The organism is Candidatus Symbiopectobacterium sp. NZEC135, from assembly GCF_025962695.1.
The window spans coordinates 182848-199844 of sequence record NZ_JAGFPF010000003.1 but is presented as its reverse complement, the minus strand read 5'-3'; the positions used below and the strand labels follow the sequence as shown (position 1 = coordinate 199844).

Genomic DNA, 16997 nt, shown 5'->3' with positions numbered 1-16997 from the left:
CTGCATCATGGGCAGAGCCGGGGTATTCCCTCCGCGAGCTGTCACTGTGGTGCGTGTGGCAGCGCGTCAGCATTTTGTATTGCTTGCTGCCGTCGCCAGCGTGCGATGTCTATCAGCAAGAACACCAGCAGGCTGACGCCCATGACCGGTAAACACCCTCCCAGTAATAGTGCGATGCAACCGACGAGTATGCGCACCGCAATCGGCAACGCGGTGAAGGCGGCGAAAAGCGTGTTAACCGGGTGCGGTTGGCCGCCAGGACGCTGTCGACGCAGCCACCACAGGCGGTATCCCCACGCGATCAGTGCGCACAGTCCCAGTCCGAACGCTGCCAGGATCAGCTGATTTGGCAAACCGAACAATACGCCCATGTGGGCATCAATCCCCCAACGAGTCAGCTTTGCTGCAACCGGATAATCTGAGAACCTGACGTAATCGACGACGACGCCACTGTCAGGATTGATGGCAACCATATCGGCCTGCGTAGGCCAGCGCCGCTCAATTTCAGTCACTGTCCAGGCGTTATCTGCGTTTTTTGCCGGGCGGATCTCCAGCTTATTGGCGCTGATCCCCGCTTGTCGTGCTATCGCCAATACGTTATCGACGTTATCTACTACAACAGACGGTGCGTGGTGATGAGCCATCGTCTCACTGTGGTGTTCAGCATGGGCATCCTGCGCTGTTGTGACAGAATGGGGGATGAGTGTGGTATTCAGTGATGGTGTTTGCCAGCCCAATGCGTTGCGCCCTACGCCGATATTATTGCCCGCCCATTGTGACCAGGTCAGCCCGGTAGCGGAGAAGAACAGCATCCCGATGAGTAGCGTTAGCCCCAACGTGCTGTGTACGGCGCGCAAGCGGGTGGCGGGTGGCAATTTACGGCGGGCGGCGACTCGTGAAGGCATACGTGTTCTCCACCACAGATAAACGCCGCCGAGTGCGGCGACCCACAACCAGGAGGCCGCCAGTTCACTATAGAGACGGCCAACAGAACCGAGAAACAGCCCCTGATGCAAGCGATCTAGCCAGGTTCGCAAAGGCAATATTCCTGATGTGCCATACACCATGAGTTGGCCCTGTATGGCCAGTGTGCTTGGGTTAACAAACACGGCGAGGTATTCAGAAGGGGCGGAGTCAGGGAGTCGAAATAGCACACGACTGGTGTCACTCGGTGTAGGCGCAGGACGTATAGCCAGCCATTGGGCTGAAGGTTGCTCTGCCAGTGCGGACTGAGCGGCAGCTATCTGTGCAGCGAGTGGTTGCGCCGTGCCGGGCACATCAACATGCAACTGATGCGCATACAGACGTTCTTCAATCTGCGGTGTTAGCACATACAACGTGCCGGTCAGCGCGGCAACAAAGATAAACGGCCCAACGAACAGACCAATGTAGAAATGCAAGCGTAAGAAAAGCGCCATTACCGCCGCAGAGCGGGGCTTTTTGTCAGCGTTTACGGTATCCATAGCATGAGAGCCCTTGTCATCGTAACAAGAAGAAAATAAAGGAAAAAAAGACGTCGCCTTGTGACAGGACGTTATCCAATATCAAATTTTTGTGTTTATGGTTGTGTTATATGACTGTCGGCGGTGCTCGAGGGGATTGGGAGCGATAACGCGCGGCAACGAACTTGTGCCGTGGACGCGATTTATTCACCTCGGACTGAGTGACAAACCGCGGATCGCGCAGCGGCGAGTTATCAGAAAACAGCGCCGGGTGATGGGATAACAGCCCGCAGTAACCACAGGCGTCGTGGCCCATGGTTGCGTCGGATGACATCGGTGACGATGTTGCCGGTTTGCTGTGAGAATGATGGTGCTGAGTATGCGTGGGCGGAGTATAATCATGCCGCATTAACGCCTGTGAAACGATGGGCGCGATGAAAATCATCAGCAACGCGAAGAAGCTTAGCGTGGTGGCAATTTTGTTGTGGCGCAATGCGTTCATGTAAGAATCAGTCGGCGTCGATGCAAGTAGGTGTAAAAGCATACATATGCCACCCTACTGTACCTGATTTAACGCGATTTTGTTACCTACAGGTGTCATGCATGTTGCAACCGAATTTTTTAATGCATTAGCGTGCAACGGTTCAGATTATTCTTGAAAGTTGCACGTGCGTAAATGTCATGGTAGCCGTGTTGACAAAAGAAGCAGGTATTCTCTGCAACTACAGCATAAATAGGGTGTTTTACTCGCAGCGCAACAGGTAGAATTGTCGGTCAGCGCACGCCTCTGGCATAAATAACCGCAAGGGGTTGCCAAAGGCTAACCGGTGACGGAGTATCCTCTCTACTTTTCGATTTTTTACAGAAATTTATCGGGGTTGCAGTTTGCGTTGTTTAAACGCTGACCTATCATGATGAACCGGGCTTTTATCAAGTTGTCGGAAGGTTAACTTATCCATTAATATGGATTTTAGTTGATTTAAGCACACGAACAGGGGGAGCTGTGCTGGTTAATAATTTTGGGGTTAAACGTCGAGTAGCGAATTTGCGCTGGTTGTCCGCAGCGATTGTGTTGTCTTTCACTGCGTTGCCTGCCTGGGCATTCTCGCTGGAGGATGTGGCAGCGCAAGCTGAAAAACTGGCAGCTAAAGGCTATGAAGCGCCGAAGAGCAATCTTCCCGCCCAGTTCCGCGATATGAAATTTGCTGATTATCAGCAGATTCGTTTTAATCAGGAGAAATCATACTGGAATAACCTGCAAACGCCGTTTCGTATTCAGTTCTATCATCAGGGCATGTATTTCGACACGCCGGTGAGAATCAATGAAGTCACGGCCACTGATGTTAACGAGATCGCTTATTCACCGGAATACTTTAATTTCGGTACGGTGAATCACGATGCTGAGACCGTGAAGAATCTTGGTTTTGCAGGCTTCAAAATTTTGTATCCCATCAATAAGCTTGGCAAGGATGACGAGATCGTCAGCATGCTGGGTGCCAGCTATTTCCGTGTGATCGGTAAAGGACAGACTTACGGCCTTTCAGCTCGCGGTCTGGCGATTGACACCGCGTTGCCCTCTGGTGAAGAGTTCCCGCGCTTTCGCGAGTTTTGGATCGAGCGTCCGAAACCCAATGACAAGCACTTGCTGGTATATGCACTGCTTGATTCACCGCGTGCTACGGGCGCGTACCGTTTCGTTATTTATCCAGGACGTGACAGCGTCGTTGACGTTCAGGCCAAAGTGTTTCTGCGCGCTCGCGTAGGTAAACTGGGGCTGGCACCGCTGACCAGTATGTTCCTGTTTGGGCCGAACCAGCCTTCTCCTACGTTAAACTACCGTGGGGCGCTGCATGATTCTAACGGCTTATCTATCCACGCGGGCAACGGTGAGTGGATTTGGCGTCCGCTGAATAACCCGAAACACCTGTCTGTCAGTACCTATTCGATTGAAAATCCGAAAGGCTTCGGTCTTCTGCAACGTGGGCGTGACTTCTCCAACTATGAAGATCTGGATGACCGTTACGATTTGCGTCCCAGCGGTTGGGTTGAAACCAAGGGCGAGTGGGGCAAAGGAAAAGTCGAGCTGGTGGAAATTCCTACAGCTGACGAAACCAACGATAACATCGTTGCGTTTTGGACGCCGGAAGCGCTGCCCGAAATTGGCAAGCCGCTGGAAGTGGGTTATCGCCTGCACTTCACGCGTGACGAAGAGCAATTGCATTCACCTGAATTGGCCTACGTTCAGCGCACCATGCGTTCTACCGGGGATGTGAAGCAGTCTAACTTGATCCGCCAACCTGATGGCACCGTTGCGTTCTTGGTCGATTTTGCCGGCCCAATGATGAAAGAGATGGAAGAAGCGACGCCTGTGACCTCTCAAGTCAGCATTGGTGACAACGGTGAAATTGTTGAGAACAATGTTCGCTATAATCCGGTAACGCGTGGCTGGCGTCTGACGCTGCGTCTGCGTGTGAAAGATCCTAAACAGCCAACCGAGCTGCGCGCTGCGTTGGTGAACGGTGAGACGCTGTTATCGGAAACCTGGAGCTATCAGCTACCTGCCAATGAATAAGTTACTCTCGAGCCCTGATTATATCGGGAAATTGCCTCTGTCCGCGCAAGCGGCGGAGGCGTTGCAGCATGCGTTGCCTGAGGCTGAGCGTGAAAATATCTCTGCTATCCATCGGGCTCTGGCGCAGGGGCAATCCCCTGCGACGCTGCTGACAGAAGACGATTCGCCGCTGCAATCCGTCAAGGCGCGTCTGGATGCCGCTTGGCCCGATACGGCGACGGCGGTGAAACCGGTAGCGGTTGACAAAGAAGGGCGTGCCGCATTACAGGCGATGCCCACGATCAAACGTGCGTCGATGTTTCCTGACATGTGGCGCACCAACCCGCTGGTGCGCTGGTGGGAAAGTATGTTGGGGCGTTCCCCGGCGCCGAACCGTCCTCATGCTAGCCCGGAAGAGAAGATTGCCGAGAACCGCTGGAGAATGGTGGGGACATTGCGTCGTTATACCCTGCTTATCCTGACGCTGTTCCAAACGGCAATCGCCACCTGGTACATGAAAACCATTTTGCCTTATCAGGGATGGGCGCTGATCGATCCGTTCGCGATGGTGAATCAGCCTTTCCTGCGCTCCTTTATGCAGGTTCTGCCTTATATCCTGCAAAGTGGCATTCTTGTACTGTTTGCTGTGTTGTTCTGTTGGGTCTCCGCCGGTTTTTGGACCGCGTTGATGGGCTTTTTACAACTGTTGATCGGCAGGGACAAATACAGTATCTCGTCAACGACAGTAGGGGATGAGCCACTCAATCCTGCGCACAGAACGGCGTTGATCATGCCGATCTGTAACGAGGACGTAGAGCGTGTATTCGCCGGATTACGGGCGACCTACGAATCGGTAGCGGCCACCGGACAGCTCGATCACTTTGACCTGTATGTGCTGAGTGACAGTAACGACCCGGACAAATGCGTTTCAGAGCAGAAAGCCTGGATGGACCTGTGCCGTGAAGTGGACGGGTTTGGTCGTATTTTCTATCGTCGACGTCGCCGTCGTGTGAAACGTAAGAGCGGTAACATCGACGATTTCTGCCGCCGTTGGGGCAGCCAATACAGCTACATGGTGATATTGGATGCCGACAGCGTGATGAGTGGTGAATGTCTGACGCAGTTGGTGCGTCTGATGGAAGCCAACCCCAATGCCGGGATTATCCAGTCTTCTCCCAAAGCCTCCGGGATGGATACGCTGTATGCGCGTTGTCAGCAGTTTGCGACGCGCGTGTACGGGCCGTTGTTCACCGCAGGCTTACATTTCTGGCAACTGGGTGAGTCGCACTATTGGGGCCACAATGCCATCATCCGCGTGAAGCCGTTTATCGAGCACTGTGCGCTGGCACCGTTGCCCGGTGAAGGTTCTTTTGCGGGCGCGATTCTGTCTCATGACTTTGTTGAAGCGGCACTGATGCGCCGTGCAGGCTGGGGAGTGTGGATTGCCTATGATCTGCCCGGTTCCTATGAGGAACTACCGCCCAACCTGCTCGATGAACTCAAGCGCGATCGGCGCTGGTGTCATGGCAACCTGATGAACTTCCGGTTGTTCCTGGTGAAAGGGATGCACCCGGTACACCGTGCCGTGTTCCTGACAGGGGTGATGTCTTACCTTTCCGCGCCGCTGTGGTTTATGTTCCTGGCGCTGTCAACCGCACTGCAAGTGGTGCATACGCTGATGGAGCCACAATACTTCCTCCAACCGCGCCAGCTCTTCCCCGTGTGGCCACAGTGGCGTCCTGAATTGGCAATAGCCTTGTTCTCGACCACCTTGGTGCTGCTGTTCCTGCCAAAATTGCTGAGTGTGATTCTGGTGTGGGCAAAGGGGGCGAAGCCGTACGGTGGCGCTGTGCGCGTCTTCCTGTCGCTACTGCTGGAAATGTTGTTTTCAGTGTTGTTGGCGCCAGTGCGAATGTTGTTCCATACCGTTTTCGTGGTCAGTGCCTTCTTGGGATGGTCCGTGCAGTGGAAATCGCCGCAGCGTGATGATGATGCCACGCCATGGAGTGAAGCCTTTGCGCGTCACGGTTCTCAATTGGTATTGGGGTCGGTGTGGGCCATTGGTATGGCTTGGCTGGATTTGCGTTTCCTGTGGTGGCTGTCGCCGATTGTTTTCTCGCTGATCCTGTCGCCATTCGTGTCGGTGATTTCAAGCCGGGCCTCAATTGGGCTGGCATGCAAGCGTGCTAATCTCTTGTTGATTCCAGAAGAGTACGAGCCGCCGCGCGAGCTGGTGGCGACGGACACCTATTTCCGTGCCAACCGTGCCCGTAAATTGGAAAATGGTTTCGTGCAGGCGGTCTTCGATCCTTCGCTCAATGCGTTGGCGAGTGCAATGGCAACGGCGCGTCATGGCTTTAGCCGTGCGGTTGAGCAGGGGCGGGACCAGCGAGTTGCTGATGCGTTGAAACAGGATCTGGATACGCTAAGCGACAATCAGCGTCTTGTGCTGCTGAGCGATCCGGTGACGATTTCCCGTTTACACTATGCGGTGTGGCATAATCCGCAGCAGTTCGCCACATGGCACCAGCGCTACCAAGCACTGGAGTCCTGACGGCTTTACCGTAACGGTGAGTTTCATCCATAAAAAACAGCGGCATAGCCGCTGTTTTTTTTATTGCACTGTCGGTAGTAACGCCTGGCGATTTAATACGGTGCAGGTTCGCCTTCAGGGCGCGTTTTAAAGCGGCGATGTAACCACATGTATTGATCGGGCGCCAGCAGCACATTCTGTTCTACCAGCGCGTTCATCCAGGAGGCCGTTGTGGCTTCATCGTCTAACGGTACGTTGAATTCGGCGGGCTGGATGATTAATTCATAGCCTTTTCCCTCCTCGCGCCGCCGAGGGACAAACGGCACAATGGCGGGTTTAGCCACTTTAGCCAACAAATAACTCCCGCTGGTGGTTGCTGCACGCCTCATGGCAAAGAAGGGAACAAACACGCTGCTGCGTGGGCCATAGTCATGATCGGGAGCATACCAAATGATCTCTCCCTGCTTGAGCGCACGGATCATGCCCTTGAGATCTTTGCGATCCAACATGGTCTTATTCGAACGCATGCGGCCCCAGGTTTGCAACCAGTCAATCAGTTTGTTGTCATTGGGGCGATAAACGCCGATCCCTGGGTTATGCATGCCGAAAATGCGTGCCCCCAGCTCCAGCGTAAGAAAATGTAATCCAATCAACAATACGCCGCGTTTTTCTTCACGCAGTGCTTGCAGATGCTCCAGCCCGGTAACGGTGAACCAGCGGGCGATGCGCCAGTCTGGCCAAAACCAGGCCATACCGGTTTCGAACAGTCCCATGCCCACGGATTCGAAGTTTTTGCGCACCAACGCGGCACGCGCTTGTTCGGTCATCTCGGGAAAACAGAGGGCCAGATTGCGCTCTGCGATATATACGCGATGTTTCATGACGTGCATGGAGACACGGCCCAGCGCAGTGCCAAGACGATAGATAACCGGGTAAGGCAGCAAAACAGCAAGATAGAGTATGGCGATCCCTAGCCAGGTCAGCCAGTAACGAGGGTGTAATAATGAACGAGTGAATGATGGGAGTTGTGTCATGAGTTCCAGTATCAAAAAAAGCAGGCGCAGTCATTCGCGCTTGTCGTTAAAAGAAATCAGTCACACCAAGTGATAGTGTCAAATGTGGTGCGGTGCATCAGCCATCGTAATGATGATGCGGGAAAGCGTTCCGGCATAGGAAGGCTAACCCAGGGTAAGGCAATGTGGAATACCCCAAAAATCAATATCCGTCTTTTATCTTAGCATCGACTAATAATGATGTTTAACTTTTGGTGGGATGTCTGTGCAGAATAGGTCCCTCCCGTTTGCACCAGGGAGGGGGGGCATGCTTAATGTTGAAACAGATTTTTAATGTGATGCGGTTCACTACGCCAGAATTGTGGTGGGGTGGATACTTGTGCGCCCAGCCGCGCGGCAGCGTGCCACGGCCAGCGTGGGTTATAGAGCACGGCACGCGCAATGCCGATGGCATCCGCCTGATCCGTTGCCACAATGCCTTCAGCCTGCTCGGCTTCTGTGATGAGGCCAACCGCGATGGTGGTGATCCCTACCTCACGCTTGATGCGTTCAGCATAAGAGACCTGATAATTGGGGCCTGGTTGAATATGTTGTGCCGGAGAAAGCCCGCCGCTTGAAACATGCATAAAATCGCAGCCCGCCGCATGCAGCGCATGACTAAGCACGACAGACTGCTTGAGATCCCACCCACCTTCCACACCATCGGTGGCGGAAATACGCACGCCAACGGCTTTGTGTGCAGGAACAACCTCACGCACTGCGCGGAACACCTCAAGTACCAGACGCATACGGTTATTCAACTCTCCGCCGTAGCAATCGTCACGTACATTCGATAATGGTGACAAGAATTGATGGAGCAAATAGCCGTGTGCGGCATGGATTTCAAACACATCAAAGCCAATGCGATCGGCGCGCTGAGCAGCAGTGGCAAAAGCCGTGACGACATCCGCAATCTGCTGCGTTGTCATCGCCGCTGGTGAAGCGCCATTGTCATCATAAGGCAGGGCTGAAGGGGCAACAGGCTGCCAACCACCTTGCTGTTCGCTCACGTGTGCCCGCCCTTGCCATGGTACTGCGGTGGAGGCTTTGCGTCCGGCGTGGCCCAACTGAATACCCAGCGGCATAGCAGAGTAAGTCTTAACCGCATTGACCGCTGTGGCGAGAGCCTGCTCGGTTTCGTCATTCCACAGACCCAGATCCTGAGGGGATATACGGCCTTCAGGCACAACGGCTGTCGCTTCAACGATCAGCAACCCGGCACCTGAGTGGGAAAGGTTACCTAAATGCATGGTGTGCCAAGGGGTAGCCAAACCGTTCTGGGCCGAATACTGGCACATAGGTGCAATGATAATGCGGTTGGGCAGTGTGACGGGGCCGAGAGCAAGTGGTGTAAATAGCCGACTCATGGTGGTTACCTTATCCAAGAAGAAACGAATAAACCATCATACGCTGAGATATTTTTACCGTGTCGACGATTTTCTCCCTGCCGCACGAATTCCTCCTCTGGCGTAATTGCCGCGATCGGCTATAATCCCGCGCGTTACGCACATGTCGCCGTAACGTTATAATCTGGTTAACCCCCTCGCTGAAGACAGGAACGTACACCATGCCAGTGTTACACAACCGTGTTTCCAATGAGGAACTGAAAGCGCGCATGCTGGCGGAAACCGAGCCGCGCACCACAGTTTCTTTTTATAAATATTTTGCGCTTGATGATGCTCAGGCGTTTCGCGATAACCTGTATGTGCAATTTCTACAATGTCAGGTATTTGGCCGTGTTTATGTGGCGGCTGAAGGCATTAATGCACAGGTAAGCGTACCAGCCAGTCGCTTTGACGACTTTAAGGCGGTGCTGTACAGCGCGCATCCGGCACTGGACAACATCCGGCTGAATGTGGCGCTGGATGATGACGGAAAATCCTTTTGGGTGCTGCGCATGAAAGTTCGCGATCGCATTGTTGCGGATGGTATCGACGATCCGACCTTTAACCCCAGTAATGTTGGCACCTATCTGAAAGCCGACGCGGTTAACGCCATGGCGGACGATCCGGATACGCTGTTTGTCGATATGCGTAATCATTACGAATATGAAGTGGGGCATTTTGAAAATGCGCTTGAAGTGCCCTCTGATACCTTCCGTGAACAATTGCCGATGGCGGCAGAAATGCTGTCTGATGCGCGGGAAAAAAATATCGTGATGTATTGCACCGGCGGTATTCGCTGTGAAAAGGCCAGCGCTTATATGCGTCATCAGGGCTTCAAGAATGTCTATCATGTTGAAGGCGGCATCATTGAATATACCCGTCAGGCCAAGGCACAGGGCCTACCGGTAAAATTTGTAGGTAAAAACTTTGTCTTCGATGAGCGCATGGGAGAACGCATTACTGACGATGTTATCGCCCACTGCCATCAATGTGGTGCACTGTGCGATACCCACACCAACTGTCGCAATGCAGGGTGTCACTTGTTGTTCATTCAGTGTCCCCGTTGTCAGGCTGCCTATCAGGGCTGTTGTAGCGATGCCTGCCAGAGTGAGTTGGCGTTGCCGCTGGAAGAGCAGCGTGAGCGGCGTCGCGGACGGGAAACCAGCATGAAGATTTTTAATAAATCTCGCGATCGGCTTAGAGGGGCGTTGCGTATCCCGGCCCCTGACGAAAACGGCAGTAATGAACAGTGACAGGTCATTCATGGCGTGCGGCTAAGCGGGAAACTTAAGCACTCTGAATATAACAACACCGCCATCAGGCGGTGTTGTCAGGGGGTAATCGATTACTGTGAAATCGGTAGTCTAGTGCTTAAGCAAATCTTGTGGCTGAAAATCCGTCGACTCTATTTTAGCGATACCCGCTTCAAGAATATAAATAAGTTGCCTTGCTACATCGGTAGTAAGCCATAAAGTTCGACCTACGTTTGCGTCTGCTGGAGCCTGGTCTGGGGTGGTTAAATAATGCAAGCGGATCATCATGGCGTCATAACTGTCAACGGTGCTGATATCCCATCCTACGAGAGGATGTGTCTGAATAACTTCATTTTTCCTGTCCATACATACCCCTTATTGACTAGTTACTAACGTGAGTGACTAACGAGGCTTGGGCGGCTCCTTATTGACAAGAGCAACTTAAGTATACTGTGACTTTTGTACAGCCGGTGAGTTATTTTGAGTCTTTTTGCAAAGAAAAATTTCTGGATATGATATCCCCAAATTTCAAGGGGATATCAGTCAGGCGGGCGCAAAACAGGTTATTCGGCACTGATACCGGCATGTTTTTCAAACACGGCAATAAGCAACGCCAGATGTTTTTTGGTCTGTTCTGAGCGTTCTTCGTTGTGTGATTCCAGTTTCAAATTATGCAGTAACAGCTGCGCCGTTCTTTCATCCAACGCAAATGCCAGGGAGGAAAACGCCAGTTCCAACGCATCAATCTTATGCTGCTGGTCACCAATCAGCGCTAATAATTCGCCGAACGTCATGGCTTGTTCTGGTTTCTCTACCGTCATTGTCATGTCCCTCCGTCATCGACCCTTTACCAGCTTGTGTGAAAACTACAAGGATAAAATAGAAGGTCTCGATTATTAATGCCAGTGATTATTCCGCACTAAACCAATCGTCGGCGCTCTCCCACGTTTCCTGAAGGATTTCGGAAATTAACGCTTTATCATCCTTGTTTCCTCCTAATACGCTCAGATTGTTGGCCGCGGCGTAACGCACCTGAATGGCGCTATCGGGATAATGACGGTGTACGCGCTGGGTCAATTCGTGCGTCAAGGCTTCAATGGCGCCAGCGGGTAAGGGGGCTGATTTGGCTAATGTGAGTTCTACGCGCATGATACTCTCCTTTAATTGACTGGTTATTTATACAGTTAAAGGTGAGTGGGAGCAATAGGGGGGATACAAATATCTGGTAGTGAAACGCAAAGGCCGTTAAAAGCCCGTGCAGCGCACGGGCGGGAAAATTAACGTACTTGCCAGTTCAACGTTTGGCCTGCAAGGAAGGGTACCAGCGCGTCATCACCCAGCGCGATGCTTTCCGGGAACGTCGTGGGCGCTTTGTGCAGTTCAATCCAGCCCTCATTGATGGGTAAACCATAAAAAGCGGGCCCATTCAGCGAGCAGAACGCTTCTAGCTTATCCAGTGCGCCAATCTCTTCAAACACGGTCGCGTAAGCACAGAGCGCGGCCTGCGCATTAAACACCCCGGCACAGCCGCAACTCGCTTCTTTCTTGTGGCGCGCATGGGGGGCAGAATCCGTACCGAGGAAGAAACGGTCAGAACCGCTGGCGACCGCATCGCGCAGTGCCTGTTGATGAATATTACGTTTCAGAATTGGCAGGCAATACAAGTGGGGCCGCACACCGCCCACCAGCATGTGGTTGCGGTTAAACATCAGATGTTGCGGCGTCACGGTTGCGCCCAGATAGCGATCGCCGTCCAACACATACTGCGCTGCTTCGCGGGTTGTTATGTGTTCAAACACGATTTTCAGCGTAGGGAAGCGTTTGCGCAGCGGCTCCATCACTGATTCGATAAAGCGGGCCTCACGGTCGAAAATATCGATCGCTGGATCGGTCACTTCGCCGTGAATCAACAGCGGCATGCCGATATCAGCCATCTGTTCGAGGATCGGGTAGATAGTGGCGACATCGGTTACACCAAAACTGGAGTTGGTGGTTGCGTGTGCCGGATAGAGCTTGGCGGCGGTAAATACCCCTTGTTGGAAACCTGTCACGACCTCTTTCGCATCCAGCGAGTCGGTCAGGTAGCAGGTCATCAACGGTTGAAAATCATCACCCACTGGGATCGCGGCGAGGATGCGTTCGCGATAGGCCAGCGCACTGGCGATACTGGTGATCGGCGGTGTCAGGTTGGGCATTACAATCGCGCGGCCAAAATGACGACTGGTGAACGGCAACACGGTTGCGAGTACGTCATCGTCGCGCAGGTGAAGATGCCAGTCATCAGGACGGCGAATTTTTAATACGGTAGACAGTGTTGTCATGAAAAGCGCTCCAGCGGGCTAAATGCTAAATGTCACGAGCAGATACGGCGGGACACAAGCATAAGCGCAAAGAGCGGGGAATGCACCCGTTTGTTGCTGGCGAAACGGTATCCGAAATGCGTGGCGTTCTGTGCTAACGACAGCGGTGCAGGGTACACGGCAGGGAAAGAGTAGCGTATGGTAAGTCCCATCGCTAATTTCTCAGTCAGGCCATTCACGGCCCGTTGGGATACCTAACAGGAGCAACAGATGGAATTGCGTATTGTCGCCAGTATTCAGGCCAAACCAGAACACGTCGATGCCGTAGCACAAGCGGTGAAAAAGGTGGTAGCCCCCAGCCGAGCCGAAGCGGGAAACCTGCAATACGATCTGCACGAATCACTGGAAGCGCCGGGTACGTTCGTCTTTTTTGAACGCTGGGCAAGCCGTGACGTGTTGATGGAGCACGAAGCAACCCCACACTTTCAGCAACTGGTCGCCGAGTTGGAAGGCAAAACGCTGGGTATGGTGATCACCCCGCTGCGCGCGCTGGTTTAAGCGGCGGCAGTGTTAATGCGGATATAAAAAAACCCCTCCGAGGAGGGGTTTTTTGTGCCTGGACGGCGTATTTACTCAAACGCGGCGGGTTTTGCTGCTGCTGCGGTCGCGCGGTTGACGGCAGAGTGACCGCCCGCGCTGCCTTTACCGGCGAACTCGGTGGTCGGGCGTACCCAATCGCTGTGGCGCGGTGCTTCCGCCTCGTAGGCAGGAGCCGGTGCTTTGGTCATTGGTGCGGAAGCTGAGTGCTGCTGCTTAGACTCGCTGCGTAACGGTTGTACTGTACGAACCGTGGTGGTAACCGAGGGCTCGGCAGCCACAGATGCAGGTTCAACGGCAGCAACAGGTGCAACGGCCTCAATGGTGTCGGCTGCTTCTGTCGTTTCTACGTCAACAGTTTCAACGACAGCAACCGCTGGTGCAGTTTCTTCCGTTGCCTGAGCGACCTCCGCTACTGCGGCCTGTTCTTCAACAGCTTCAACAGACGCTTGCTCAGCGCTTGCTGTCACTACCGGTTGTTCCTCGACAGCAACGTCAACAGGTTCTGCTGCTACGACTGCTTCAGGGACTATGGTCTCTTCAACAACTACAGCCTCTTCAACAACTACGGCCTGCTCAACGAGAGCCGGTGCTTCGACGGCGTTTTGTGCGACATGTTCAGAGGCAACAGACGCGGTGCTGACGGTGTCTTCAACGAGAGGTGCGACGACGACCTCAGCCACCGGCGTAGCAACAGGTTGTGCTTCGGTGTCAGATGCAGCAATAACCGGCAGTGCCGCGATCGGTGCTTCGATAGCGGGTGTCAGCTCAGTCGACAGCTCGTCGTTTTGTGCCAATGCAGCCACCGGATAGCGGACCCACACTTTACCAGACGCCATTTCCGGCGAAGCAGAAGCCTGTGCCAACGGCATCGGCGATTGTGTCGGATAACGCTCATCACGATAGCGACGACGACGTTGACCACTCACACGCAGATGACGCGGTGAACGGCGCGAGCGGCGTGGCATATTGGCATCGTTACGGCCCGCTTCTGCCTGCTCGGCGTTAGCGTCGGTTTCCGCAGGCGCGTTTACTGCGGTATCCGTCAACAGCGGCAGCGCGTGTTCTGCTACTGGTGCAGGGGATGTTGATGCTTCAACCTGGCTATCAGCGTGTGCTGCTGATTCACCATCAATGATACGCACTTTCTGTGTTAACTGGCGGCGCTGACGGCGTGGCATTACCGGCGTCGGTTTCTCCTGTTCACTCTCTTCCTGCGCGCTTTCTTCATCACGGTTCAGGGCGTTAACATCTTGCTGGGCCTGACGTTTTTCATCCTGACGACGACGTTGACGCTCTGCACGTTGTTCACGGCGTTGCTGATCGTCACGCGGCGCTTTTTCTACCGTTTCTTCAACAGGGGCGGCAGTTTCCGTCACCGCCGGGGCGTTCTGGCGTTTGTTGCGACGGTTCTCATCACGGGATTCGCGGTTGCCGTCACGGCTTTCCTTGTTGCCATCACGGTTGTCACGGGTGCCGTCACGTTGATTGCGATCGCGACGGTTGTTTGAGCCTTGACGACGACCGGAACGACGCTCTTGACGCTGCTCTGTGGAGGCGACTTCTTGCGTGTTGGTGCTTTCCGGCTGGCTTTCCGCACCAGCAAACATGTTTTTCAACGCGCCGAACAGACGACCAAACAGCCCAGGCGTTGCAGGCGTAGTGGCTTGCTCCGGTGCGGGTTTTGCCGCTGGTTTCGGTGTGATAACTGGCGATTCAGGCAGGTCAGGCATGGTGAACGTGGCCAACGCCGGTTGCTCAGGAACCTTACGCTCCAGAGATTGCTCTTCCTGAACCTGTTGCGCCTCTGCATCAAGGCGCTGTGGCAGCAGATAGCTGAGCGTGGTCTTTTCTTCACCTTTACGTACGCGCAGAACGTGGTAGTGCGGCGTTTGCATGCCATCGTGTGGCACGATAACGGCGCGCACGCCACCTTGACGTTTCTCGATGGCATTCACGGCTTCGCGTTTTTCGTTCAGCAGATAAGACGCGATAGGCACTGGCACGATAGCGTGAACTTCCCGGGTGTTCTCTTTCAGCGCTTCTTCTTCGATTAAACGCAGAATAGAGAGCGACAGGGATTCGTTATCACGGATAGTACCTGTCCCGCTACAGCGTGGACAGACGTGATGGCTGGATTCACCGAGTGACGGACTCAACCGTTGACGGGACATTTCCAGCAGGCCGAAGCGGGAGATGCGACCAATCTGAATACGTGCGCGATCCTGACGAACGGCGTCGCGCAGGCGGTTTTCCACTTCACGCTGGTGACGAACCGGCGTCATGTCGATAAAGTCGATGACAATCAAGCCACCGAGGTCGCGCAGACGCAACTGGCGGGCGATTTCATCAGCCGCTTCAAGGTTGGTGTTGAAGGCGGTTTCTTCGATATCGCCGCCGCGTGTTGCGCGGGCCGAGTTGATATCGATCGCTGTCAACGCTTCAGTGGTATCGATGACAATGGAGCCGCCGGAAGGTAAACGCACTTCGCGCTGGAAGGCGGATTCAATCTGCGACTCGATCTGATAGTGGCTGAACAACGGAATTTCACCGCTGTACAATTTGATTTTGCTGCTGAAATCCGGGCGACCCAGGGCAGAAATATGCTCTTTGGCAAGGTCGAGGATTTTCGGGTTATCGATAAGAATTTCACCGATATCAGGGCGCAGGTAGTCGCGGAATGCACGAACGATAACATTGCTTTCCTGATGAATCAGGAACGGAGCAGGGCGGCCTTCTGCTGCTTTTTTGATGGCGTCCCAATGTTTCAGACGGAATGCCAGATCCCACTGGAGCGCATCGGCAGACTTACCAACCCCCGCGGTGCGCACGATAAGCCCCATGCCATCAGGCAGTTCGAGCGAGCTAAGTGCTTCTTTCAGTTCGGTGCGATCGTCACCTTCAATGCGACGAGAAATGCCGCCCGCACGCGGGTTGTTTGGCATCAACACCAGATAGCTACCTGCCAGGCTGATAAAAGTGGTCAGCGCTGCGCCTTTGTTGCCACGCTCTTCTTTGTCAACCTGAACAATGACTTCCTGTCCTTCGCGCAACACGTCTTTGATGTTGGGGCGACCGTGGGAGGCATAGTTACTGGGGAAGTATTCGCGAGCAATCTCTTTTAACGGAAGGAAACCGTGTCTTTCTGCGCCGTAATCGACAAAAGCAGCTTCAAGACTGGGTTCGATGCGGGTGATTTTTCCTTTATAGATATTGGCCTTTTTCTGCTCATGGCCCGGGCTTTCAATGTCCAGATCGTAGAGCCGTTGACCATCAACCAAAGCAACACGCAACTCTTCTTGCTGAGTCGCGTTAATTAACATTCTTTTCATCTTAACTTACTCGTTATTTTTACTTGCATCATTGATAGAGCTACGGACAAAGATGCTGAATGACCGGGTTCACCGATGGCCTCGTGGCTTATCGCAGGGACGTCAACCTCCCGGTTGTCGCCTGCATAGAGGCGCATATTTCGGTAGCCTGTATTTCCTGATGGAAAACAGCACATTTATTGAGGGAACAGCTTCTGAAGAAGGGTCACCAGATCTGATTCCATTTACCGGTCAAGCTGCCATCCGCAGCCCGCTAACTGCTTGATTACGCATTACGTCTTACGCCATTGCTGCGTTTATGCGTTATCAGGCAAATTTACCTATTTTGCCCTTTCCACTGTTTCAGGAAGATAGGCGGGTAAAACCACAGCATTATTCCATTGCTGGTACTGTTATAGCAAGGTGACTTTACGGATGTGCAACAAGATTGTTTTCCTGATTTTAATCACATGTGCGAGCAGTATGACTGAAGTCCGCACGTTTGATAGCAATCAGTTGGCCCAATATCTCGGTAACAGCCCATAAAGTACCTGACAGACAGTTAAGCACATA

At 53.4% G+C, this 16997-nt stretch carries 13 protein-coding genes; 4 read left to right on the top strand and 9 right to left on the bottom strand.

Going from position 1 to position 16997, the window contains the following annotated elements; all coding sequences use genetic code 11:
• Positions 1 to 41: 41 nt before the first annotated feature.
• Together J5224_RS03575 and J5224_RS03570 are read right to left on the bottom strand one after the other, a co-directional pair.
• Positions 42 to 1463, bottom strand: coding sequence for a PepSY-associated TM helix domain-containing protein (locus J5224_RS03575; protein WP_264624049.1), 1422 nt, complete (start codon positions 1461 to 1463; stop codon positions 42 to 44).
• A gap of 106 nt (positions 1464 to 1569) precedes the next feature.
• Positions 1570 to 1986 carry a DUF2946 domain-containing protein gene (locus J5224_RS03570; protein ID WP_264624048.1) on the bottom strand — a complete coding sequence of 139 codons (417 nt, stop codon included), beginning with the start codon at positions 1984 to 1986 and terminating at the stop codon, positions 1570 to 1572.
• Between the two features lie 459 nt (positions 1987 to 2445).
• On the opposite strand from J5224_RS03570, the gene J5224_RS03565 reads away from it, so the two are divergent.
• Positions 2446 to 4014, top strand: coding sequence for a glucan biosynthesis protein G (locus tag J5224_RS03565; RefSeq protein ID WP_264624047.1), 1569 nt, complete (start codon positions 2446 to 2448; stop codon positions 4012 to 4014).
• Positions 4007 to 6547 (top strand): glucans biosynthesis glucosyltransferase MdoH, encoded by a 2541-nt coding sequence (mdoH, locus tag J5224_RS03560; RefSeq protein WP_264624046.1) that lies wholly within the window; start codon positions 4007 to 4009, stop codon positions 6545 to 6547. Before J5224_RS03565 ends, mdoH begins: the two co-directional genes overlap by 8 nt.
• Positions 6548 to 6639: 92 nt before the next feature.
• Here mdoH and J5224_RS03555 read toward each other — a convergent pair whose 3' ends face one another.
• Together J5224_RS03555 and J5224_RS03550 are read right to left on the bottom strand one after the other, a co-directional pair.
• On the bottom strand, positions 6640 to 7560 hold the full coding sequence (locus tag J5224_RS03555) for a Kdo(2)-lipid IV(A) acyltransferase (RefSeq protein WP_264624045.1): 921 nt from the start codon (positions 7558 to 7560) through the stop codon (positions 6640 to 6642).
• 290 nt (positions 7561 to 7850) lie between these two features.
• Positions 7851 to 8945, bottom strand: a complete 1095-nt coding sequence (locus J5224_RS03550; protein WP_264624044.1) for an NADH:flavin oxidoreductase/NADH oxidase — start codon at positions 8943 to 8945, stop codon at positions 7851 to 7853.
• Positions 8946 to 9145: 200 nt separating this feature from the next.
• On the opposite strand from J5224_RS03550, the gene J5224_RS03545 reads away from it, so the two are divergent.
• Positions 9146 to 10216, top strand: coding sequence for a rhodanese-related sulfurtransferase (locus J5224_RS03545; protein ID WP_264624043.1), 1071 nt, complete (start codon positions 9146 to 9148; stop codon positions 10214 to 10216).
• A gap of 111 nt (positions 10217 to 10327) precedes the next feature.
• Here J5224_RS03545 and bssS read toward each other — a convergent pair whose 3' ends face one another.
• The 4 genes from bssS to pyrC all read right to left on the bottom strand — a co-directional run bounded on the left by bssS (position 10328) and on the right by pyrC (position 12537).
• The gene (gene bssS, locus J5224_RS03540) at positions 10328 to 10582 is read right to left on the bottom strand and encodes a biofilm formation regulator BssS (RefSeq protein ID WP_264624042.1); all 255 of its coding nucleotides are present in this window, start codon (positions 10580 to 10582) and stop codon (positions 10328 to 10330) included.
• Positions 10583 to 10779: 197 nt separating this feature from the next.
• Positions 10780 to 11037 carry a hypothetical protein gene (locus J5224_RS03535; protein ID WP_264624072.1) on the bottom strand — a complete coding sequence of 86 codons (258 nt, stop codon included), beginning with the start codon at positions 11035 to 11037 and terminating at the stop codon, positions 10780 to 10782.
• Between the two features lie 88 nt (positions 11038 to 11125).
• The gene (gene dinI / locus J5224_RS03530) at positions 11126 to 11365 is read right to left on the bottom strand and encodes a DNA damage-inducible protein I (RefSeq protein WP_264624041.1); all 240 of its coding nucleotides are present in this window, start codon (positions 11363 to 11365) and stop codon (positions 11126 to 11128) included.
• 128 nt (positions 11366 to 11493) lie between these two features.
• Complete coding sequence (pyrC, locus tag J5224_RS03525) at positions 11494 to 12537, bottom strand: dihydroorotase (protein ID WP_264624040.1); 1044 nt, start codon at positions 12535 to 12537, stop codon at positions 11494 to 11496.
• Positions 12538 to 12786: 249 nt separating this feature from the next.
• Here pyrC and J5224_RS03520 point away from each other — a divergent pair, with 249 nt between their 5' ends.
• Complete coding sequence (locus J5224_RS03520) at positions 12787 to 13074, top strand: putative quinol monooxygenase (protein ID WP_264624039.1); 288 nt, start codon at positions 12787 to 12789, stop codon at positions 13072 to 13074.
• Positions 13075 to 13145: 71 nt separating this feature from the next.
• Here the strand turns inward: J5224_RS03520 and rne are convergent, their stop codons facing one another.
• On the bottom strand, positions 13146 to 16445 hold the full coding sequence (gene rne, locus J5224_RS03515; RefSeq protein WP_264624038.1) for a ribonuclease E: 3300 nt from the start codon (positions 16443 to 16445) through the stop codon (positions 13146 to 13148).
• Between the last annotated feature and the right edge of the window lie 552 nt (positions 16446 to 16997).

What these genes read in the sequence shown, in the direction of transcription:
- J5224_RS03575 (WP_264624049.1), bottom strand. Translation starts at nt 1,463, where the DNA reads ATGGATACCGTAAACGCTGACAAAAAGCCCCGCTCTGCGGCGGTAATG.
- J5224_RS03570 (WP_264624048.1), bottom strand. Translation starts at nt 1,986, where the DNA reads ATGCTTTTACACCTACTTGCATCGACGCCGACTGATTCTTACATGAAC.
- mdoH (WP_264624046.1), top strand. Translation starts at nt 4,007, where the DNA reads ATGAATAAGTTACTCTCGAGCCCTGATTATATCGGGAAATTGCCTCTG.
- J5224_RS03555 (WP_264624045.1), bottom strand. Translation starts at nt 7,560, where the DNA reads ATGACACAACTCCCATCATTCACTCGTTCATTATTACACCCTCGTTAC.
- J5224_RS03550 (WP_264624044.1), bottom strand. Translation starts at nt 8,945, where the DNA reads ATGAGTCGGCTATTTACACCACTTGCTCTCGGCCCCGTCACACTGCCC.
- J5224_RS03545 (WP_264624043.1), top strand. Translation starts at nt 9,146, where the DNA reads ATGCCAGTGTTACACAACCGTGTTTCCAATGAGGAACTGAAAGCGCGC.
- bssS (WP_264624042.1), bottom strand. Translation starts at nt 10,582, where the DNA reads ATGGACAGGAAAAATGAAGTTATTCAGACACATCCTCTCGTAGGATGG.
- J5224_RS03535 (WP_264624072.1), bottom strand. Translation starts at nt 11,037, where the DNA reads ATGACGGTAGAGAAACCAGAACAAGCCATGACGTTCGGCGAATTATTA.
- dinI (WP_264624041.1), bottom strand. Translation starts at nt 11,365, where the DNA reads ATGCGCGTAGAACTCACATTAGCCAAATCAGCCCCCTTACCCGCTGGC.
- pyrC (WP_264624040.1), bottom strand. Translation starts at nt 12,537, where the DNA reads ATGACAACACTGTCTACCGTATTAAAAATTCGCCGTCCTGATGACTGG.
- J5224_RS03520 (WP_264624039.1), top strand. Translation starts at nt 12,787, where the DNA reads ATGGAATTGCGTATTGTCGCCAGTATTCAGGCCAAACCAGAACACGTC.
- rne (WP_264624038.1), bottom strand. Translation starts at nt 16,445, where the DNA reads ATGAAAAGAATGTTAATTAACGCGACTCAGCAAGAAGAGTTGCGTGTT.